The 19,603-nt window shown below is 67.9% G+C and carries 16 protein-coding genes; 9 read left to right on the top strand and 7 right to left on the bottom strand.

The window, feature by feature from the left end; all coding sequences use genetic code 11:
• Positions 1-68 precede the first annotated feature (68 nt).
• Positions 69-347 carry a hypothetical protein gene (locus tag BA022_RS11070; protein WP_012655762.1) on the top strand — a complete coding sequence of 93 codons (279 nt, stop codon included), beginning with the start codon at positions 69-71 and terminating at the stop codon, positions 345-347.
• A 1-nt stretch (position 348) separates the two neighbouring features.
• Here the strand turns inward: BA022_RS11070 and BA022_RS11065 are convergent, their stop codons facing one another.
• Complete coding sequence (locus tag BA022_RS11065) at positions 349-1,251, bottom strand: LysR substrate-binding domain-containing protein (RefSeq protein ID WP_088887529.1); 903 nt, start codon at positions 1,249-1,251, stop codon at positions 349-351.
• A gap of 117 nt (positions 1,252-1,368) precedes the next feature.
• Here BA022_RS11065 and BA022_RS11060 point away from each other — a divergent pair, with 117 nt between their 5' ends.
• The gene (locus tag BA022_RS11060; protein WP_088887528.1) at positions 1,369-2,355 is read left to right on the top strand and encodes a tripartite tricarboxylate transporter substrate binding protein BugE; all 987 of its coding nucleotides are present in this window, start codon (positions 1,369-1,371) and stop codon (positions 2,353-2,355) included.
• Between the two features lie 10 nt (positions 2,356-2,365).
• Positions 2,366-3,259, top strand: coding sequence for an N-formylglutamate amidohydrolase (locus BA022_RS11055; protein WP_148665170.1), 894 nt, complete (start codon positions 2,366-2,368; stop codon positions 3,257-3,259).
• A gap of 72 nt (positions 3,260-3,331) precedes the next feature.
• On the opposite strand, the gene BA022_RS11050 is transcribed toward BA022_RS11055, so the two are convergent.
• From BA022_RS11050 to ugpB, 6 genes are all read right to left on the bottom strand, one after another.
• On the bottom strand, positions 3,332-5,854 hold the full coding sequence (locus tag BA022_RS11050; protein WP_088887526.1) for a DUF3772 domain-containing protein: 2,523 nt from the start codon (positions 5,852-5,854) through the stop codon (positions 3,332-3,334).
• A gap of 98 nt (positions 5,855-5,952) precedes the next feature.
• Complete coding sequence (gene ugpQ / locus BA022_RS11045; protein WP_088887525.1) at positions 5,953-6,702, bottom strand: glycerophosphodiester phosphodiesterase; 750 nt, start codon at positions 6,700-6,702, stop codon at positions 5,953-5,955.
• A gap of 25 nt (positions 6,703-6,727) precedes the next feature.
• Positions 6,728-7,735 (bottom strand): sn-glycerol-3-phosphate import ATP-binding protein UgpC, encoded by a 1,008-nt coding sequence (locus tag BA022_RS11040; protein ID WP_011804303.1) that lies wholly within the window; start codon positions 7,733-7,735, stop codon positions 6,728-6,730.
• Positions 7,736-7,798: 63 nt separating this feature from the next.
• Positions 7,799-8,647, bottom strand: coding sequence for a sn-glycerol-3-phosphate ABC transporter permease UgpE (gene ugpE, locus BA022_RS11035; RefSeq protein ID WP_011804304.1), 849 nt, complete (start codon positions 8,645-8,647; stop codon positions 7,799-7,801).
• Between the two features lie 2 nt (positions 8,648-8,649).
• Complete coding sequence (ugpA, locus tag BA022_RS11030; RefSeq protein ID WP_012655769.1) at positions 8,650-9,531, bottom strand: sn-glycerol-3-phosphate ABC transporter permease UgpA; 882 nt, start codon at positions 9,529-9,531, stop codon at positions 8,650-8,652.
• Positions 9,532-9,661: 130 nt separating this feature from the next.
• The gene (gene ugpB, locus BA022_RS11025; protein ID WP_088887524.1) at positions 9,662-10,975 is read right to left on the bottom strand and encodes a sn-glycerol-3-phosphate ABC transporter substrate-binding protein UgpB; all 1,314 of its coding nucleotides are present in this window, start codon (positions 10,973-10,975) and stop codon (positions 9,662-9,664) included.
• A 311-nt stretch (positions 10,976-11,286) separates the two neighbouring features.
• Between ugpB and serA the strand changes: the two genes are divergently transcribed.
• The 6 genes from serA to BA022_RS10995 all read left to right on the top strand — a co-directional run bounded on the left by serA (position 11,287) and on the right by BA022_RS10995 (position 19,601).
• Positions 11,287-12,516 (top strand): phosphoglycerate dehydrogenase, encoded by a 1,230-nt coding sequence (gene serA / locus BA022_RS11020; protein WP_088887523.1) that lies wholly within the window; start codon positions 11,287-11,289, stop codon positions 12,514-12,516.
• 192 nt (positions 12,517-12,708) lie between these two features.
• The gene (locus tag BA022_RS11015) at positions 12,709-16,632 is read left to right on the top strand and encodes a DUF3683 domain-containing protein (protein ID WP_088887522.1); all 3,924 of its coding nucleotides are present in this window, start codon (positions 12,709-12,711) and stop codon (positions 16,630-16,632) included.
• Positions 16,629-17,120 (top strand): HIT family protein, encoded by a 492-nt coding sequence (locus BA022_RS11010; RefSeq protein WP_228403567.1) that lies wholly within the window; start codon positions 16,629-16,631, stop codon positions 17,118-17,120. Before BA022_RS11015 ends, BA022_RS11010 begins: the two co-directional genes overlap by 4 nt.
• Positions 17,121-17,282: 162 nt before the next feature.
• The gene (locus BA022_RS11005) at positions 17,283-17,699 is read left to right on the top strand and encodes a gamma-butyrobetaine hydroxylase family protein (RefSeq protein ID WP_088887521.1); all 417 of its coding nucleotides are present in this window, start codon (positions 17,283-17,285) and stop codon (positions 17,697-17,699) included.
• A 124-nt stretch (positions 17,700-17,823) separates the two neighbouring features.
• On the top strand, positions 17,824-18,555 hold the full coding sequence (gene ubiE, locus BA022_RS11000) for a bifunctional demethylmenaquinone methyltransferase/2-methoxy-6-polyprenyl-1,4-benzoquinol methylase UbiE (protein ID WP_088887520.1): 732 nt from the start codon (positions 17,824-17,826) through the stop codon (positions 18,553-18,555).
• Between the two features lie 38 nt (positions 18,556-18,593).
• Positions 18,594-19,601, top strand: coding sequence for a Tim44 domain-containing protein (locus BA022_RS10995; protein WP_011804312.1), 1,008 nt, complete (start codon positions 18,594-18,596; stop codon positions 19,599-19,601).
• Positions 19,602-19,603 lie beyond the last annotated feature (2 nt).

Genomic DNA, 19,603 nt, shown 5'->3' with positions numbered 1-19,603 from the left:
GGATTATAAAATCCGCCGCGCACTCAGGCAGGCCACCGCGCCAATGGCTTGATCTGCATCATGACTCCATGGACCTGCTGCTCGCCCTCAACCATCTACTGAACTTCACCGCACCCGCGCTGGCGGTCGCCGTGCTGCTGGTGGCATGCAGCCACGTCTTTATGCGAAAACTGGCCAGAGCGCACGGCTGGATTGCGCCAATAGCTATCAACTTTGTAGTGGGGTGTTGCGTCCTCGTGGCGGGGTTGGTGCTGCTGGGGCGCGACGGCCGCATGGCCACCTACGCCGGCTTGGCGGCGGCCTGCGCCACCAGTCAGTGGTTGTTGCTGCGCGCCTGGCGCGGCTGATTCAACCCCCGCCCTGTCCGCACGCCTGCGCCAGCAGCCAGCCGCGCAGGTCGTCCAGGGCCGGATTGGGCGCGCGCCCCGTCGGAATGCACAGGTGGTAGCCGCGGTCCAGCAGCACGGGGTGGTCGATGGCGATGGCGATGCGCCCGGCGGCCAGCTCCGGCTCCACCAGCGCGCGCTGCACCACCGCCACGCCCAGGCCGGCGATCACCGCCTGCACCAGCAGCGACACCAACTCGAAGTCCGCCGCCGGCGTGAGCGGCCCGTGGACACAGCCCACACCGGCGAACCAGTGCGCCCAGTTGTCCGGGTAATTCGTGTGGAACAGTAGCGGCCGCGCGAGCAGGTCGGCCGGTGCGCGGATGGCCTGGGGCCCCTGCAGGTCGGCCGGGCGGCAGATGGGTACCAGCTCGCGCCCCACCAGGTAGTCGGCCGCGATGCCCGCAGGCCAGTCGGCGCGGCCCACGCGGATCCAGGCATCGATCTCGGGCGCGCTCAAAGGGTCGTCGCGCCGGTAGGGTGCGAACGACAGTGCGATGCCGGGGTGGCGCGCGTGGAAATCGGGCAGGCGCGGGATCAGCCAGTGGCTGAACAGCGTGGGCGCGACCGACAGGCGCAACTGGCGCGGGTTGCGCCGCGTGCGCACGGCCAGCGTGGCGGATTCGATGGTGGCGATCGACGGGCCCACCGCCTGCAGGTAGTCGGCCCCCGCGCGTGTGAGCACGCTGCGCCGGCCCTCGCGCGCGAACAGCGCCACGCCCAGGTGCTCCTCCAGCCGGGCGATGGCGCGGCTGATGGCGCCCTGAGTCACGCTGAGTTCGTCGGCCGCCTGCGAGAAGCTGCCCAGCCGCGCCGCGACGGCAAAGGCGTGCAGTTCGGGCAGCGACGGCGAGTGGATGCGCATGGATGGCTGATGGATGAGCGTTGGTAATGGATTGCCGCCATTTTGTCGCTTTTCGTAAACGCGGGGGCGCTCAAGAATGGGGCTGCCCCCATTCATTCAAATACCGAGGAGATCCCCATGGCACTGCGCCGCACCCTGCTGTCCACCCTGGCCGCCTGCGCCGCCGCTGCGGCTTTCGCACCCCTGGCGCACGCCCAGGCGGGCGACTACCCCAACCGCCCCATCAAGCTGATCGTGCCGTTCGCGCCCGGCGGCTCCACCGACATGGTGGCCCGCCTGCTGGCCGACAAGATGGGCCCCATCCTGGGCAAGGCCGTGGTGGTGGACAACAAGGGCGGAGCCGGCGGCTCCATCGGCGCCGACGCCATCGCCAAGGCGGCACCGGACGGCTACACCATCGGCATGGCCACGGTGAGCACCCACGGCGCCAACCCCGCCATCTACGCCAAGCTGCCGTATGACGCGGTGAAGGACTTCGCCCCCATCACCAACGTGATGAGCGTGCCCAGCGTCTTCGTGGTGCACCCCAGCGTGCCCGCCAAGACCATGCAGGAGTTCGTGGCGCTGGCCAAGGCCAACCCCGGCAAGTACACCTTTGCCTCGCCAGGCACGGGCTCGCTGGGGCATGCCAACATCGAGAACTTCATGAGCCTGGCGGGCATCGACCTGCTGCACATCCCCTACAAGGGCGCGGGCCAGGCCGCGACCGATGCACTGGCCGGCCAGGTCAACGCGATGACGGACAACCTGCCCTCCACGCTGGCCAACATCCAGTCGGGCAAGCTGCGCCCGCTGGCCGTGCTGGCCTTGAAGCGTAGCCCCGTGCTGCCCGACGTGCCCACCTACACCGAGCTGGGCTACGCCGGCATGGGTGACGGCGGCTGGTTCGGCCTGGTGGCGCCCGCGGGCACGCCTAAGGAGATCATCGCCAAGCTGAACGCCGCCGCGCACAAGGCCATGGCCATGCCCGACTACCTGGAGAAGCAAAAGAGCATCTCCGGCGAATCCATGGCCAACACGCCCGCGCAGTTTGCCAAGCAGATCGACGCCGCCATCGCGCGCTACACGGCCGTGGCCAAGCGCGCCAACATCAAGCTGGACTGATGGTGCGCCTTTGACAGCGTTGCATGACGACCTGAGCCCCCGGCCGGACACTCCGGTCGAGGTCTGGCAACCCACGGGGCAGCCGCTGCCGCTGGTGTGCGACTCGCCCCACAGCGGCACGGCCTATCCCGAAGACTTCGGCCACGCCGTGCCGCTGGCGCTGCTGCGTCGCGGCGAGGACACGCACGTGCACCGCCTCTGGCATACCGCGCCCGCGCACGGTGCCACACTGATCGCCGCGACCTTCCCGCGCACCTACATCGACGTGAACCGGGCCGACACGGACCTGGACCCCGCGCAGATCGACGGCGCGTGGCCCGTGCCGCTCGCTCCCGGCCCCAAGACGCGCCAGGGCCTGGGCCTGGTCTGGCAGCAGATCAGCAAGGACGGCGTGGCCACGCCGCTGTATGCGCGTGCGCGCACGGTGGCCGAGGTGCAGCGGCGCATCGAGGGCTACTGGCGCCCCTACCATGCGCAGCTGCAGCAGGCGATCGACGCGAGCGTGCAGCGCTTTGGCCGCGTGTGGCACCTGAATTTGCATTCGATGCCCAATGACGTGTACCGGCGCCTGGGCCGCACGGACGCGCCGCCGCTGGCCGATTTCGTGCTGGGCGACCGCGACGGCACCACCTGCGCGCCCGAGTTCGTGCACCTGATCGCCGAGCAGCTGCGCGGCTTTGGCTACAGCGTGGCGCTGAACGAGCCCTACAAGGGTGTGGAGCTGATCGGCCGCATCGGCCAGCCGCACCTGGGGCGCCACAGCCTGCAGATCGAGATCCGCCGCCCGGTGTACATGGACGAGGACACGCGTGCGCCCAACGCCGGCTTTGCGCCGCTGCAGCAGCACCTGGACCAGTTGCTGGGAGTGGTGGCGGGCTATGTGCGGTCGCAGCTGTCGGTTTGAAGCAAAATTGGCCTGTAGCGCTTGTCTGATAAGCGCTAGCAGCTATTGAAAAAGGAGCGAATCGGACTCCGTTCAGACGCGCTCCGACAGCGGCGGCGCTTCCTGGGCGGCGTCGCGCGGCGCCTGCGCCACCGAGGTGGTGGCTGGAGGCGACAGCGACAGGCCCGCGTCGCGCAGCGCCTCCAAAATGGCGAACAGCACGTCGCTGCGCACGCCTCCCGCGTTGCGCGGGCTGCTCACGTAGCCGATCGCCAGGAAGGTGAGCGTGCCGCTCTGGATGCCTTCCAGCGTCACAGATGGCGCGGGGCTCTCCAGGATGTCCTCGTGCGCATGAAAGGCCTGCAGGATCAGCTCGCGCATGCGCCGCGCGTCGGTGTCCAGCGGTGCGGGCAAGCGCAGCAGCACCCGGCCCTGGGCGCTGCCCAGCGTCATGTTGCGCACGGTCTTGGTGATGAATTCCGAGTTGGGCACGATCACCGTGGAGCGGTCGCCCAGCTGGATCTCGGTGGCGCGCACGTTCACGCGGCGCACGTCGCCCTCGGTGTCGCCCAGCACCACCCAGTCGCCCACCTTGACCGGCCGTTCGGCCAGCAGGATCAGGCCCGAGATGAAGTTCTGCACGATGGCCTGCAGGCCGAAGCCGATGCCCACCGACAGCGCGCTCGCCACCCAGGCGATGCGCTCCACGCTGATGCCCAGGCCCGCCAGCGCCACGGCGATCACCACCACGCCGCCCACGTAGCCCAGCAGCGTGACGATGGAGCTGCGCATGCCCGGCTCCAGCGATGTGTGGGGGAAGTAGCGGTCGCTGAGCCAGCGCTTGACGATGCGTATCGCCAGGAAGCCCGCACAGATCACCGCCAGCGCCGTGAGCAGTGCCTGGGGCGCCAGCGTGAAGTCGCCGATCTGCAGGCTGTGGTCCAGCTTGCTGCCGCGGCGGAACAGCTCGTCCGGGTTGGTGCCCAGCGGCGCCATCAGCGCGATCGCCATGTAGAAGAACAGCGCCACACGCAGCACGCCGGCCAGCAGCACCGCGGCCTGGTCCAGCAACTGGGCGTCGATGGCCAACGCGGCGTGGATGCGCGCGCCCAGGCCGCCGTGGGAGGAGAGCAACGCGTCGCACAGGTCGTCCACCAACTGCATCAGCAGATAGGTGGTGGCAAACACCACGCCCGACCACACCATCTGCCGCGCCAGCGTGCCGCCCAGCGCCACGAAGCCCAGCACCACGGCCAGCGCGGCCGCGGCCGCGGCAAGGCCCGCGCTGGCCAGGATCAACCCCACCCAGAGGGGGCGGCCCGCCTTCTCCGCGGGCGCCGCGTCGGTGGCGCCATCGGCCGCGTCCGCTGCCTGGGGCGTTGCCCGCAGCCGGCCCAGCGCGACGGCCACCGTCACCGACAGCAACACCGCGGACACGGCGTGCACCAGCACTTCGGCCGCCAGGCTGGCGCCCACGATGGCGTTGACCTGTGTGACCAGCCCGCCCAGCGCCGACAGTGCCGCGATCCACCACGGGAAGGGGCTGAGCCGGCGGGCGAGCGCGTCGGAGATGGGCAGCAGCCGCCAGGAACTGCGCCGGCGCGACAGCAGTGCGTGCCCGAGCGTAATAACGAAGGTGGCGTAGGCCGCGGCGCGCAGGCTGGCCTGCTGCACGGCGCGCACGTCCTCGTCCAGCACGCCGCCGAGCTTGACGCCGCTCCACGCGAGTTGCAGCGCAGCGCTGACGATCAGCACGTTTGCCACCACCGCCGCCGCCGCCAGCAGCGTGCGCCGCAGCCGGGTGGCCGGCAGCCGCGCGGGCAGCGCGCGCACCAGCACACGCTCCGCCAGCCAGGTGCCCACCACGGCCAGGGCGACGGCCAGGGCCAGGTAACCCAGGAAGGTGCCGCGGCGCGGCGAGTCCAGCGTGGCCTGCACGGCGCGGCGCAGGTTGGCGCCCAGCGCCTGCAGCCGCGCACTGTCGCCGGGCGCGGCGTAGCGCAGGCTGCGCCAGAAGGCGGGGGCCAGTGGCGAATCGACGCGCGTCGTGAGGGCCGCCTGGAACAGCGCGCGCCGCTGGCGCCCGATCTCCGCGCTGCGCTGCTCGGCATCCACGGCCACCAGGCGGGCGAGCTTGAGTTCCGCATCGATCACGCCGCGCTGCTTGTTCAGCGCGGTGCGCTGCTCGGCCACGTCGGGCGCATCCGCCGGTGCGCCCTTTTCGGGCGTGGGGCCCAGGCCTTCCAGGCGGCGGTCCAGGTCCGCCAGGTCGCTGGTGCGCTGGGCGACCACGCGCTCGGCCGCGGTGCCGATGGCGGCCACCTCGGTCAGCAGCTTGCGGCCGTCGTCCTCCTCGCCGAGCTTTGCGGGAATGGCGTCGAGCTGCTTGCGCAGTTCGTCCACCGAGGGCAGGGGGGCGTTGTCCTCACCCAGCGTGTCCACCGCGCTGGCCGCGGTGGAGGCGGGGGCCGCAGCGGGTCGGGTCTGGGCAAGGGCGGGCGTGCCGCCCAGCCACAGGCAGCAGGCCAGTACCAACCACTGCCAAAGGTGGCGTGCGCTCTGCTCGGGGAGACGGCGGCGCAGCGGGCGCGCGCCGGTGCGGGGAAGGCGATGCATGCGCGCATTGTCCGCTGTCGAGCGGCCCCGGCCTTGCCAGACGGCAGCGCGAGCGGCGTGCCCGGCACGCCCCGCCGGCGTGGACGGGTGGCGCCGCGTCAGGCCCCGGCGGGGCTGAACAGGTCCACGCGGTCGGTGATGATGCCGTCGGTGTGCAGCGCCAGCAGCCGCTGGGAGGCCCAGTCGTCGTTCACGGTGTAGCTCAGGGCGCGCATGCCGGCCAGGTGCACCTCGGCCACGGTGGCGGCGCTCCACAGCGCATGGTTGCAGACCACGGCCACGCAGCCCAACTGGCGCGCGGTGTCCAGCCAGCCGTCATGCAGTTGGTCCAGCAGCAGGCCGCGGGGCAGATGCGGCGCGGTCTCGCGCGCGCCGGCCAGCGCCTGCGGTTTGAACGAGGTGAGCAGCGGTGGCACGCTCTGGCCGTGCCACAGGCGTGCCGCCAGCGCGGCCACGGCGCGGCCGGTTTCGGCTTCGGTGCCGGGCGTGGGCTTGATCTCGATGTTGAGGAAGTGGCCGTTGGCGATGCACCAGCGCGCCAGGTGCTCCAGCGTGGGCAGCGGCTCGCCCGCGTACGTGCGCGAATGCCAGGCACCGGCGTCCAGCTGGGCCAGCGTGCCCCAGGGCTGATCGCCTGCGGTGCCGTGGCCGTTGGTGGTGCGCTCCAGCGTGGCGTCGTGCAGCAGGAAGGCCACGCCGTCGCTGCTCAGCTTGGCGTCGCACTCGAACATGCGGTAGCCGTGCTGCGCGCCCAGGCGGAAGGCGGCCAGCGTGTTCTCGGGCGCCAGCTTGCCGGCGCCGCGGTGGGCGATCCAGCGGGGGTAGGGCCAGGCGGAAGGTGTCGTCATGCGCGGTGCTCCAGGCGGTCGGGTGCTACAGGCGCTTGCCGGTGCCGGCATCGAAGGTGTGCAGGCGGTGGGCGCGCGGCGTGACGTGGATGGTGTCGCCCGGCTGTGGCGCGGGGGCGCCTTCCTCGATGCGCACGATGAGCTGTTCGTCGCCCACGCGGCCATACACCAGGCGCTCGGCGCCCAGCAGCTCCACCGTCTCTACCTGCACGGCCCAGCCGCCGTCGGCGGTGATGTCCAGGTGCTCGGGGCGGATGCCCAGCGTGGTGCCGGCCTGGGCGCCCGGGGCGTGGTTGAGCAGGTTCATCGGCGGCGAGCCGATGAAGCTGGCCACGAAGGTGGAGGCCGGTGTGTGGTAGACCTCCTCGGGCGTGCCGAACTGCTCCATGTTGCCGGCGTTCATGACGATCATGCGCTGCGCGAGCGTCATGGCCTCCACCTGGTCGTGGGTCACGAACAGGCTGGTGATGCCCAGTTCGCGGTGCAGCTTCTGGATTTCGATACGGGTCTGCGCGCGCAGCTTGGCGTCCAGGTTGGACAGCGGCTCGTCGAACAGGAACACCTGGGGCTGGCGCACGATGGCGCGGCCCATGGCCACGCGCTGGCGCTGGCCGCCCGAGAGCTGGCGCGGCTTGCGCTCCAGCAGGTGGCCCAGCTCGAGGATCTTGGCGGCCTTGTCCACGCGCGCCTTGATCTCGTCCTTGGCCACCTTGGCGATCTTCAGGCCGTAGGCCATGTTGTCGAACACGCTCATGTGCGGGTACAGGGCGTAGTTCTGGAACACCATGGCGATGTCGCGCCTGGCCGGCTCCAGGTTGTTGACCACGCGCTCGCCGATGGCGATGGTGCCGCCGGTGATTTCCTCCAGGCCGGCCACCATGCGCAGCAGGGTGGATTTGCCGCAGCCCGAGGGGCCGACGATGACGATGAACTCGCCGTCCCGGATCTCGGCGTTGACGCCGTGGATCACGGGCACGATCTGCTTGCCGCTGCCGTAGTGCTTGACGACGTTGGTGAGGGTAAGGGATGCCATATGTGCTATTTAATCAATAGCTGTTTGCGCTTGAAGGGTGGGCGCTACAGCCGGTTTTGATGTTTATTTCTCGGTGTCGACCAGGCCCTTGACGAACCACTTCTGCATCAGGATCACCACGGCCGTCGGCGGCAGCATGGCAACGATGGCGGTGGCCATCACGATGTTCCAGTCCACGGCGGCCTCGCCGCCGGCCAGCATGCGCTTGATGCCGATCACCACCGGGTACATGTCTTCGGAGGTGGTCATCAGCAGCGGCCACAGGTACTGGTTCCAGCCGTAGATGAACTGGATCACGAACAGCGCCGCGATCGAGGTGCGCGACAGCGGCACCAGCACGTCCTTGAAAAAACGCATGGGCCCGGCGCCGTCGATGCGCGCGGCCTCCACCAGCTCGTCGGGCACTGTCAGGAAGAACTGGCGGAACAGGAATGTGGCGGTGGCCGAGGCGATCAGCGGCAGCGTGAGGCCGGCGTAGCTGTTGAGCAGGCCCAGGTCTGCCACCACCTTGTAGGTGGGCAGGATGCGCACTTCCACCGGCAGCATCAGCGTCACGAAGATGGCCCAGAAGCACAGCATCTTGAACGGGAAGCGGAAGTACACGATGGCGAACGCCGACAGCAGCGAGATGGCGATCTTGCCCACGGTGATGACCATGGCCACCACGAAGCTCACCCACATCATGTGCACCACGTTGGTGTTGGAGCCCAGCTTGCCCGAGCCGAACAGCGCGGCCTGGTAGTTCTCCCACAGGTGGCTGCCCGGCAGCAGCGGCATGGGCGACTGCACGATGGCATCCGCCGTGTGGGTGGAGGCCACCAGCGCCAGGTACAGCGGGAAGGCCACGATGGCCACGCCGAGGACCAGCACGGCGTGCGAAATGAAATTGAGCCAGGGGTTACGGTCGATCATGGTCAGTACTGCACTTTCTTCTCGACGTAGCGGAACTGCACCACGGTGAGCGCGATGACGATCAGCATCAGGATCACGGACTGCGCCGCCGAGCCGCCGAGGTCCAGCGCCTTGAAGCCGTCCTGGTACACCTTGTAGACGAGGATGGACGTGGACTGCCCCGGCCCGCCTTGCGTGGCCGCGTCGATGATGCCGAAGGTGTCAAAGAAGGCGTAAACGATGTTGATCACCAGCAGGAAGAACGTGGTGGGCGACAAGAGCGGCAGCTGGATGTTCCAGAAGCGCCGCCATGCGCCCGCGCCGTCGATGGAGGCCGCCTCGATCAGCGCCTTCGGAATCGACTGCAGGCCCGCCAGGAAGAACAGGAAGTTGTAGGAGATCTGCTTCCACACCGAGGCGATGACGATCAGCGTCATGGCCTGGTTGTCGTTCATCATGTGGTTCCAGCCGTAGCCCAGCTCACCCAGGTAGTAGGTCACCACGCCGATGGAGGGCGAGAACAGGAACACCCACAGCACGCCCGCGATCACCGGGGCCACGGCATAGGGCACGATGAGCAGGGTCTTGTAGACCATGGCAAAGCGCACGATGCGGTCCGCGAAGATGGCCAGCGCCAGCGACACCACGATGCCGATGCCCGCCACCAGCACCGAGAACAACGCCGTGCGCTGGAAGGATTCCAGATAGGACGGATCGTCGAAAAGCTGCTTGAAATTGTCCAGCCCCACCCACTCGGTGCTCATGCCAAACGCGTCTTCCATCTGGAAGGACTGCAGGATGGCCTGGCCCGCGGGCAGGAAGAAGAAGATGCCGATGATGAGCAACTGCGGGGCGATCAACACCCAGGGCAGCCACGCCGAGCGGAAAAGTACGCGTTTTTCCATGACGTTCACAAACGAGAAAACCGCTGGCGCAAGGCTGCACCAGCGGGAAAAGGAAAAGCGGCCCCCAGGCAGGGGCCGCTGACCGAAGGGGCGTTCATGGGAACGCCTCGCCCGTCACGGATGACAGGGCTTACTTCTTGTACGAGCGCTCGAAGCGCGCCAGCAGTTCGTTGCCGCGGCTCACGATGGAGTCCAGGGCTTCCTTGGCCGTCTTCTTGCCGGCCCAGACCTGCTCGAGTTCTTCGTCCTCGATGGTGCGGATCTGCACGTAGTTGCCCAGGCGGATGCCGCGCGAGTTGTCGGTCACCTTGCGCACCATCTGGTTCACGGCCGTGTCGGTGCCGGGGTGCTTGGCGTAGAAACCGGACTTGTCGGTCAGCTCATACGCGCCCATGGTGATGGGCAGGTAGCCCGTGCGCTGGTGGCTGGCGGCCTGCACCTTGGTGTCGGACAGGAACTCGAAGAACTTGGCCACGCCCTTGTATTCGGCGGGCTTCTTGCCGGCCATGACCCACAGCGATGCGCCGCCGATCACGGTGTTCTGCGGTGCACCCTTCACGTCGGGGTAGTAGGGCAGGGGCGCCAGGCCGTAGGCGAACTTGGCGTTCTTGGCCACGTCGCCGTAGAAGCCCGACGACGTCTGGATCATGGCGCACTCACCCGAGGTGAACGACGCCTGGGCCGCCGAGCCGCGGCCCTTGTAGACGAACTCGCCCGCCTTGGCGGCCTGCGACAGGTTGTCGATGTGGCGCACGTGCAGCGGCGAATTGATCTTCATGCGGGCCTTGTAGCCGTTGGGCGACAGGCCGTTCTTCTCGGTGGCGAACTCCACGTTGTGCCAGGCGGAGAACGATTCGAGCTGCGTCCAGCCCATCCAGGCCAGCGTCATGGGGCAGCTGTGGCCGCTGGCCTTGAGCTTCTTGGCAGCCTCGAACACTTCGGGCCAGGTGGCGGGAGCCTTGTCGGGGTTCAGGCCGGCCTTCTTGAAGGCGTCCTTGTTGTAATAAAAGATGGTTGTGGAGCTGTTGAACGGGAAGCTCAGCATCTGGCCGTTGGGGTCGGTGTAGTACGCAGCCACGGCGGGGATGTACGCGCTCGGGTCGAAGGCGGCGCCCGCGTCCTTCATCACCTTGCCCACGGGTACGGTGGCGCCCTTGCTGGCCATCATCGTGGCCGTACCCACCTCGAACACCTGTAGGACGTGCGGCGCATTGCCCGAGCGGAACGCGGCGATCGCGGCCGTCATGCTTTCGTCATACGTCCCCTTGAAGGTAGGGATGACCTTGTACTCCTTCTGGCTCTCGTTGAACTGCTTGGCCAGGTCATTGACCCACTCGTTGTTGACAGCCGTCATGGAGTGCCACCACTGGATCTCTGTTTGAGCTTGTGCGGCCAGGCTGGTGGCGGCCACTGCGGCGGCCAGCGCCAAGTGTTTGATCTGCATGAATACTCCTCGTTGATAGACGATAGGCAGGAAAGCGGCGATGGTGGTCGCGTTCCGTGACAGGAATGTGTCGTTCTCGCACACTGCAAAAAGCGCAGCAACGGGGTAAACCCCGCGGCGCTTGGGTGACGAATTGTGTCACTGGCATGACGATGTTGTGACAAACATCCGGACGCGCTGGGGGCATGCATGGGCCGCCGCGGGCAATCGCATGGATGCCGACAGGGATTTGTGCATTGCACAATGATCCCCTCTCCTGTCCAGCGGCGCGCGCCGCCTGGGTGTTTTCATTTCCTCTCAATTTGCACGCCATGGCCAAGACTTCCCTGGATAAAAGCAAGATCAAGTTCCTGTTGCTGGAGGGCATCCATCCCTCCGCGGTGGAAGTGTTGCGGTCCGCGGGGTATACGCAGGTCGAGGTGATGGCCGGGGCGCTGGAGGGCGAGGAGCTGCGCCGCAAGATCGCCGACGTGCACTTCATTGGCATCCGCTCGCGCACGCAGCTCACGGCGGACGTGTTCGCGCATGCGCACAAGCTCGTGGCCGTGGGGTGCTTTTGCATCGGCACCAACCAGGTAGACCTGAACGCTGCGCGCGAGCGCGGCATCGCCGTGTTCAATGCGCCGTATTCCAACACCCGCTCCGTGGCCGAGCTGGTGCTGGCCGAGGCCATCCTGCTGCTGCGCGGCGTGCCCGAGAAGAACGCCGCGGCCCACCGCGGCGGCTGGCTCAAGAGCGCCACGAACGCCTACGAGATCCGCGGCAAGACGCTGGGCATCGTGGGCTACGGCTCCATCGGCACCCAGCTGTCGGTGCTGGCCGAGGCGCTGGGCATGCACGTGATCTTCCACGACGTGGTGCACAAGCTGCCGCTGGGCAATGCGCGCCAGGTGGGTTCGCTGCACGAGCTGCTGGGCCAGGCCGACATCGTGACCCTGCACGTGCCTGAGCTGCCTTCCACCCAGTGGATGATTGGCGCCGCCGAGATCGCGGCCATGAAGCCGGGCGGCATCCTCATCAACGCCTCGCGCGGCACGGTGGTGGAGATCGACCCCCTGGCCCAGGCGCTGAAGGGCGGCAACTTGCTGGGCGCGGCCGTGGACGTGTTCCCCGTGGAGCCCAAGAGCAACAAGGACGAGTTCGTCTCGCCGCTGCGCGGGCTGGACAACGCCCTCCTCACGCCTCACATCGGCGGCTCCACCATGGAGGCGCAGGCCAACATCGGCCTGGAGGTGGCGGAAAAGCTCGTCAGGTACAGCGACAACGGCACCAGCACCTCGTCGGTCAACTTCCCCGAGGTGGCGCTGCCCGAGCATGCCGGCAAGCACCGCCTGCTGCACGTGCACCACAACGTGCCGGGCGTGCTCTCGCAGATCAACAGCATCCTGTCGGACAACCACATCAACATCGCGGCGCAGTACCTGCAGACCAACGAGAAGATCGGCTACGTGGTGATCGACCTCGACGCGCGCTCGTCCGACCTGGCGCTGGAGAAGCTGGCCCAGGTGCCCGGCACCATCCGCAGCCGAGTGCTGTATTAAATAGCTATTGTTTTAATAGCTGCTTGCGCTGAATGGACGGGCGTTGGGGCCTGATTTGGCTCTTGCCCGTCCTTGGCCGCCCCGCGCCAGCGGCGGGGCTCTACGGGCAGGACAGTGCGGTAACGGGCACTGGCTTAAAATCCCGACCCCGAGGCACGAGGGCGCCCTGCACGCCCAACCCAGGTTGATCCCATGAATGTTCCGATTGCGCTGGCCGCCCTGCAGACGCAAGGCGCCGAGCCTGCCCGTTTGCGCGAAATTCCGTACAACTACACCTCGTTTTCCGACCGGGAAATCGTGATCCGCCTGCTGGGCGCCTCCGCCTGGGATGTGCTGGACCAGTTGCGCCGCGAGCGCCGCACGGGCCGATCCGCCCGCATGCTGTATGAGGTGCTGGGCGACATCTGGGCCGTGCAGCGCAACCCCTACCTGCAAGACGACCTGCTGCACAACCCCGCCCGGCGCAAGCTGCTGGTGGATGCGCTGCAGCACCGCATGGCCGAGATCGAAAAGCGCCGCCTGCCGCAGGAAGACGCCGAGCGCGACCGCCGCGTGGGCGTGCTGGTGGACGCAGCGCGCCGCGCCATCGACGAGTTCGACGCCACGCTGGTCGAGGCCAGCGACCTGCGCAAGAAGGTGGCGCGCCGCCTGGGCCGCCACACCGCCAAGGACAACATCAAGTTCGACGGCCTGTCGCGCGTGTCGCACGTGACCGATGCGACCGACTGGCGCGTGGAATACCCGTTCGTGGTGCTCACGCCCGACACCGAGGCCGAGATGGCGCAGCTGGTCAAGGCCTGCATCGAGCTGGAACTGACCATCATCCCGCGCGGGGGCGGCACCGGCTACACGGGCGGCGCCATTCCGCTCACCTGGCGCAGCGCCGTCATCAACACCGAAAAGCTCGAGGCCATGACCGAGGTGCAGATGCGCCGCCTGCCGGGCCTGGACGCCGAGGTGGCCACCATCTGGACCGAGGCCGGCGTGGTCACCCAGCGCGTGGCCGACGCGGCCGAAGCCGCCGGTTTCGTGTTCGCCGTGGACCCGACCAGCGCCGAGGCTTCGTGCGTCGGCGGCAACATCGCCATGAACGCGGGCGGCAAGAAGGCCGTGCTGTGGGGCACGGCGCTGGACAACCTGGCCAGCTGGCGCATGGTGACGCCTGAAGGGCAGTGGCTGGAGGTCACGCGCGTGGGGCACAACCTGGGCAAGATCCACGACGCCGACGTCGCCAGCTTCGAGCTGCAGTACTTCCAGGCCGACGGCAAGACGCCGATCCGCACCGAGCGCCTGGACATCCCCGGCAAGACCTTCCGCAAGGAGGGCCTGGGCAAGGACGTGACGGACAAGTTCCTCAGCGGCCTGCCCGGTGTGCAAAAGGAAGGCACCGACGGCCTGATCACCAGCGCGCGCTGGATCGTGCATCGCATGCCCGAGCACACGCGCACCGTGTGCCTGGAGTTCTTTGGCAACGCCAAGGACGCCGTGCCCAGCATCGTGGAGATCAAGGACTTCATGTTCGCCGAGCAAAAGCGCAGCGGCGTGCTGCTGGCGGGCCTGGAGCACCTGGACGACCGCTACCTGCGCGCCGTGGGCTACACCACCAAGTCCAAGCGCGGCGGCCTGCCCAAGATGCTGCTGGTGGGCGACATCGTGGGCGACGACCCTGATGCCGTGGCCCGCGCCACCGCCGAGGTGGTGCGCATCGCCAACAGCCGCAGCGGCGAGGGCTTCACGGCGGTGAGCGCCGAGGCCCGCAAGAAGTTCTGGGCCGACCGCAAGAAGACGGCCGCCATCAGCCGCCACACCAACGCCTTCAAGATCAACGAAGACGTGGTGATCCCGCTGCCGCGCATGGCCGAGTACACCGACGGCATCGAGCGCATCAACATCGAACTCAGCCTGCGCAACAAGATCGAGCTGGCCGACGCGCTGGAGGAGTTCCTCGCGCGCGGCAACCTGCCGCTGGGCAAGCCCGAGGCGGGCGGCGAGCCGCCTTCGCCCGAGCTGCTGGAGGAAAAGCTGGCCCTGGCCCTGGCCCTGGTGCGCGAGACGCGCGCGCTCTGGCAGGACTGGCTGCAGCGCGTGGAAGAACTGTTCCCCCAGCTGCAGGACCACCGCCTGCGCGCCAGCTGGAAGACGCAGATCCGCGACCCGCTGCGCAACATCTTCACCGGCAGCGACTTCGAGCCGCTGATGCAGGCGCTGGGCGATGTGCAAAAGCGCGTGCTCAAGGGCCGGGTGTGGGTGGCGCTGCACATGCACGCCGGCGACGGCAACGTGCACACCAACATCCCCGTGCACAGCGACAACTACGCCATGCTGCAGACCGCGCACGAAGCGGTGGCGCGCATCATGGTGCTGGCGCGCAGCCTGGGTGGCGTGATCTCGGGCGAGCACGGCATCGGCATCACCAAGCTGGAGTTTTTGACCGACGAGGAACTGGCGCCGTTCGCCGAGTACAAGCGCAAGGTGGACCCGCAAGGCCGCTTCAACCGCGGCAAGCTGCTACGCAATCAGGAGCTGCTCGCGCAGGACGGGCAAGCGCTGCAGGCCCATTTGGCGCATAAAGGCTCGCGCACCTCGCTGATGTTCGCGGACCTGACCAATGCCTACACGCCCAGCTTCGGGCTGATGGGGCACGAGTCGCTGATCATGCAGCAGAGCGACATCGGCGACATCGTTGCCAGCGTGAAGGACTGCCTGCGCTGCGGCAAGTGCAAGCCCGTGTGCTCCACGCACGTGCCGCGTGCCAACCTGCTGTACAGCCCGCGCAACAAGATCCTGGCCACCTCGCTGCTGGCCGAGGCCTTCCTGTACGAGGAGCAGACGCGCCGCGGCGTGTCCATCCGCCACTGGCAGGAATTCGAGGACGTGGCCGACCACTGCACCGTGTGCCACAAGTGCTACTCGCCGTGCCCGGTCAAGATCGACTTCGGCGACGTGACCATGAACATGCGCAACCTGCTGCGCAAGATGGGCAAGAAAAGCTTCCGCCCCGGCAACAAGATGGCCATGGCGATGCTCAACGCCACCAACCCCGACACCATCAAGCTGCTGCGCGCGGGCATGGTCAACGTGGGCTTCAAGGCCCAGCGCATGGCCGTGGACGTGCTGCGCAGCGTGAGCCGCAAGCAGACCGCGCACCCGCCCGCCACCGTGGGCACGGCGCCGGTCAAGGAGCAGGTGATCCACTTCGTGAACAAGAAGCTGCCCGGTGGCCTGCCCACCAAGACGGCGCGCGCGCTGCTGGACATCGAGGACAAGGACTACGTGCCCATCATCCGCAACCCGGCCGCCACGTCGGCCGACACGGAGGCGGTGTTCTACTTCCCCGGCTGCGGGTCGGAGCGCCTGTTCAGCCAGGTGGGGCTGGCCACGCAGGCCATGCTCTGGCACGCCGGCGTGCAGACCGTGCTGCCGCCGGGCTACCTGTGCTGCGGGTATCCGCAGCGCGGCAGCGGCCAGTTCGACAAGGCCGAGAAGATGATCACCGACAACCGGGTGCTGTTCCACCGCGTGGCCACCACGCTGAACTACCTGGACATCAAGACCGTGGTGGTCTCGTGCGGCACCTGCTACGACCAGTTGCAGGGCTACCAGTTCGACAAGATCTTCCCCGGCAGCCGCATCATCGACATCCACGAGTACCTGCTGGAAAAGGGCATCACCCTGCCCGCGGGGCAGGGCGGCTACCTGTACCACGAGCCCTGCCACAACCCGATGAAGCAGGGCGACTCGATGAAGACCGTGCGCGCCCTGGTGGGCGACAAGGTGCTCAAGAGCGACCGCTGCTGCGGCGAGTCGGGCACGCTGGGCGTGACGCGCCCCGATGTTTCCACCCAGGTGCGCTTTCGCAAGACCGAGGAAATCCGCAAGGGCGAGGCGGCCTTGCGTTCCAGCGGCGCGGTGGGCGCGCAGGACAACATCAAGATCCTGACCAGCTGCCCCAGCTGCCTGCAGGGCATCTCGCGCTACCAGGACGACCTGTCCACCGGCCTGCTGGAAGCCGATTACATCGTCATCGAGATGGCCAAGCAGATCCTGGGCGAGAACTGGCTGCCCGAGTACGTGCAACGCGCCAACGCCGGCGGCATCGAGCGGGTGCTGGTATGAGCCAGTCCGCCATGCCCGGCATGTCCGCGCCTTCCACGGGTGGCGCTGGCGCGTGCCCCCTGTGTGACTCCGACGCGGGTGCGTTTGTCTGGCGCGGCGCCAAGCTGCGCGTGATCCATGCGCAGGAGGCCGGCTTTCCGGCCTTCTACCGCGTGATCTGGGCGGACCATGTGGCGGAGTTCTCCGACCTCTCCCCCGCCGACCGCCAGCACTGCATGGAGGCCGTGACGCTGGTGGAGCAGGCGCTGCGCGAGCAACTGGCGCCGGCCAAGATCAATCTGGCCAGCCTGGGCAACGTGGTGCCGCACCTGCACTGGCACGTGATCGCGCGCTACGAGTGGGACAGCCACTTCCCCGCACCCGTCTGGGCGCACCCCCAGCGCGAGTGCGACACCGCGCGTGAGACGCTGGTGGCCGAGCGCTTGCCCGCCCTGCACGCGCTGATGCGCGAGCGTCTGGAGCGCTGGGCCGACCTGGGTGAGCAGTGATGCTCATCAATTGATAGCTGCCAGCGCTTTCCCCTTGGGCGCTGGGGGCTGATTTGGCTCGCATCGCGCCGCCTTGGCTCCGGCGGCGGACAATAGCGGCAGGGCGGCGGTGCGCGGTCTCCGCCGCCGGTGTTCATTTCTTTTCATTGCGCAGGTGAATCCATGGCAGGTCTGACGGCGGGCGCGCCCATGCCCCAATCCATCACGGTGCACGAGCAGTCGCGCGTGCTGGAGGTGACGTTTTCCGACGGCGCACACTTTCGCATCCCGTTCGAGCTGATGCGCGTGTATTCCCCCTCGGCCGAAGTGCAGGGCCATGGGCCGGGCCAGCAGGTGCTGCAGACCGGCAAACGCGACGTCACGTTGACGCGGCTGGAGCCGGTAGGCAACTACGCCGTGCAGCCCACCTTCTCCGACGGGCACGACAGCGGCATCTTCTCGTGGGACTACCTGTACGAACTGGGCCGTAACGAGCAGGCGCTGTGGGCAGACTATGCCGAGCGGCTGGCCGCCGCCGGCGTGGACCGTGATGCACCCATGGCGCCCAAGGCCGGCGGCCACGGCTGCGGCGGGCATTGAGGCGCAGCACGGCCCGCCCGCGTGGCCGCGCCGCGCCACGCTTTAGCCTAAATAGCGACAGATGACCTAGGCGCATGCGGGGTTGCCGCTGTACGCATGGTCAGTGGGCGCTTAGCATCGTGGTATGAGTACCACGCATTTCGGATTCCAGTCGGTTCAGGAAGAGGACAAGGCGCGCCACGTGCGCGGCGTGTTCGATTCTGTTGCGCCCAAGTACGACCTGATGAACGACCTGATGTCGGCCGGGTTGCACCGCGCCTGGAAGGCCTACACCGTCATGGTGGCCAACCTGCGCGAGGGCGACCAGGTGCTGGACATCGCGGGCGGCACGGGCGACCTGTCGCTGGCCTTTTCCAAGAAAGTGGGCGCCACGGGCCGCGTCGTGCATACCGACATCAATGAGGCCATGCTGCGCGTGGGACGCGACCGGTTGATCAACGAAGGCGTGGTGCTGCCCACGACGGTGTGCGATGCCGAGCACCTGCCGTTTCCTGACAACCACTTCGACCTGGTGAGCGTGGCCTTCGGCCTGCGCAACATGACGCACAAGGACGCTGCGCTGCGCGAGATGTGCCGCGTGCTCAAGCCGCGCGGCCGGCTGCTGGTGCTGGAGTTTTCCCGCGTCGCCAAGCCGCTGGAAAAGGCCTATGACTGGTATTCGTTCCAGGTGTTGCCGCGGCTGGGCAAGCTGGTGGCGGGCGACGATTCGAGCTACCGCTACCTGGCCGAGTCCATCCGCATGCACCCGGGCCAGGAAGAGCTCAAATCCCTCATGCGGCAAAGTGGCTTTGGGCATGTGGACTATCACAACATGACTGGCGGCATCGTCGCCTTGCATGTTGGAATCAAGTGCTGAAAGAGTTCATTGAAAACTATCGATATTTCGGAGAAGCCATGATGAAACTGTGGTCAGTGGTCTTGGTCGCCATGTTGGCGGTCGTGCATCTGGATGCGGATGCGCGCCGTCTCGGGGGCGGCAAATCCATCGGCAAGCAGTCCAGCAACGTGACCCAGCGCGACGCTGCGACGCCCCCCGCCGCTCCTGCCGCACCCACGCAGAATGCGGCGGCAGGCACCACTGCGGCCAAGCCCGCCGCGGCGCCCAATACCGCCGCAGCCGCCCCCAGGAAGCCCTGGGGCGCCATGCTGGGCGGCCTGGCCGCGGGCCTGGGCCTGGCCTGGCTGGCCAGCTCGCTGGGCCTGGGCGCAGAGTTCGGCCAGTTCCTGCTGATCGCCCTGCTGGCACTGGTGGTCATGGTGGTGGTCGGCATGGTCATGCGTGCGCGCAAATCCGCAGGTGCGCCGGTGAACGCCTCGCCCTTCGCGTTCCAGGGCGCGGGTTCCGCGCCCGCCGCAGATGCGCGCATGCCGCGCCAGTACAGCCCGGACAAGGTGGGTAACGACGCGTCCGCCCGCCCGTGGGAGCGCGGCGGCATGGCCTTCCAGGCGCCGGCCGCTGCCGCTACCGGCGGGATCATCGGCTCGGCGCTGTCGGGTTCGCAGAACTGGGGCGTGCCGGCCGGCTTCGACACCGAAGGCTTCCTGTCGGCCGCCAAGCGCAACTTCACTACGCTGCAGGCCGCCTGGGATCGCTCCGACGTCGCCACGCTGCGCTCCATGATGACCGACAGCATGGTTGACGAGATTCGCACGCAGCTCAACGAGCGCGAATCGCACCGCGGCGACCAGCAGCCCAATCAGACCGATGTGATCATGCTCGAGGCGCAACTGCTGGGCATCGAGGACCTGGGCGACGGCTACATGGCCAGCGTGGAGTTCTCCGGCATGATCCGCGAGGAGCCTTCGGCCGGCCCGAGCCCGTTCCGCGAGGTCTGGAACATGACCAAGCCCAAGAACGGCGCCAGCGGCTGGCTGGTCGCAGGCGTGCAGGCGCTGCAGTAAGC

Source organism: Diaphorobacter nitroreducens (genome assembly GCF_002214645.1).
GTDB classification, from domain to species: Bacteria; Pseudomonadota; Gammaproteobacteria; order Burkholderiales; family Burkholderiaceae_C; genus Diaphorobacter; species Diaphorobacter nitroreducens.
The sequence above is the reverse complement of the archived record's forward strand: the minus strand, read 5'-3'. Positions and strand labels throughout refer to the sequence as shown.

Bases quoted from the DNA above. Each gene is read 5' to 3' on its own strand.
- BA022_RS11065 (WP_088887529.1), bottom strand. From the start codon at position 1,251: ATGCGCATCCACTCGCCGTCGCTGCCCGAACTGCACGCCTTTGCCGTC.
- BA022_RS11070 (WP_012655762.1), top strand. From the start codon at position 69: ATGGACCTGCTGCTCGCCCTCAACCATCTACTGAACTTCACCGCACCC.
- ugpE (WP_011804304.1), bottom strand. From the start codon at position 8,647: ATGATCGACCGTAACCCCTGGCTCAATTTCATTTCGCACGCCGTGCTG.
- ubiE (WP_088887520.1), top strand. From the start codon at position 17,824: ATGAGTACCACGCATTTCGGATTCCAGTCGGTTCAGGAAGAGGACAAG.
- BA022_RS11040 (WP_011804303.1), bottom strand. From the start codon at position 7,735: ATGGCATCCCTTACCCTCACCAACGTCGTCAAGCACTACGGCAGCGGC.
- BA022_RS11060 (WP_088887528.1), top strand. From the start codon at position 1,369: ATGGCACTGCGCCGCACCCTGCTGTCCACCCTGGCCGCCTGCGCCGCC.
- BA022_RS11015 (WP_088887522.1), top strand. From the start codon at position 12,709: ATGAATGTTCCGATTGCGCTGGCCGCCCTGCAGACGCAAGGCGCCGAG.
- serA (WP_088887523.1), top strand. From the start codon at position 11,287: ATGGCCAAGACTTCCCTGGATAAAAGCAAGATCAAGTTCCTGTTGCTG.
- ugpB (WP_088887524.1), bottom strand. From the start codon at position 10,975: ATGCAGATCAAACACTTGGCGCTGGCCGCCGCAGTGGCCGCCACCAGC.
- BA022_RS11050 (WP_088887526.1), bottom strand. From the start codon at position 5,854: ATGCATCGCCTTCCCCGCACCGGCGCGCGCCCGCTGCGCCGCCGTCTC.
- ugpA (WP_012655769.1), bottom strand. From the start codon at position 9,531: ATGGAAAAACGCGTACTTTTCCGCTCGGCGTGGCTGCCCTGGGTGTTG.
- BA022_RS10995 (WP_011804312.1), top strand. From the start codon at position 18,594: ATGATGAAACTGTGGTCAGTGGTCTTGGTCGCCATGTTGGCGGTCGTG.
- ugpQ (WP_088887525.1), bottom strand. From the start codon at position 6,702: ATGACGACACCTTCCGCCTGGCCCTACCCCCGCTGGATCGCCCACCGC.
- BA022_RS11005 (WP_088887521.1), top strand. From the start codon at position 17,283: ATGGCAGGTCTGACGGCGGGCGCGCCCATGCCCCAATCCATCACGGTG.
- BA022_RS11010 (WP_228403567.1), top strand. From the start codon at position 16,629: ATGAGCCAGTCCGCCATGCCCGGCATGTCCGCGCCTTCCACGGGTGGC.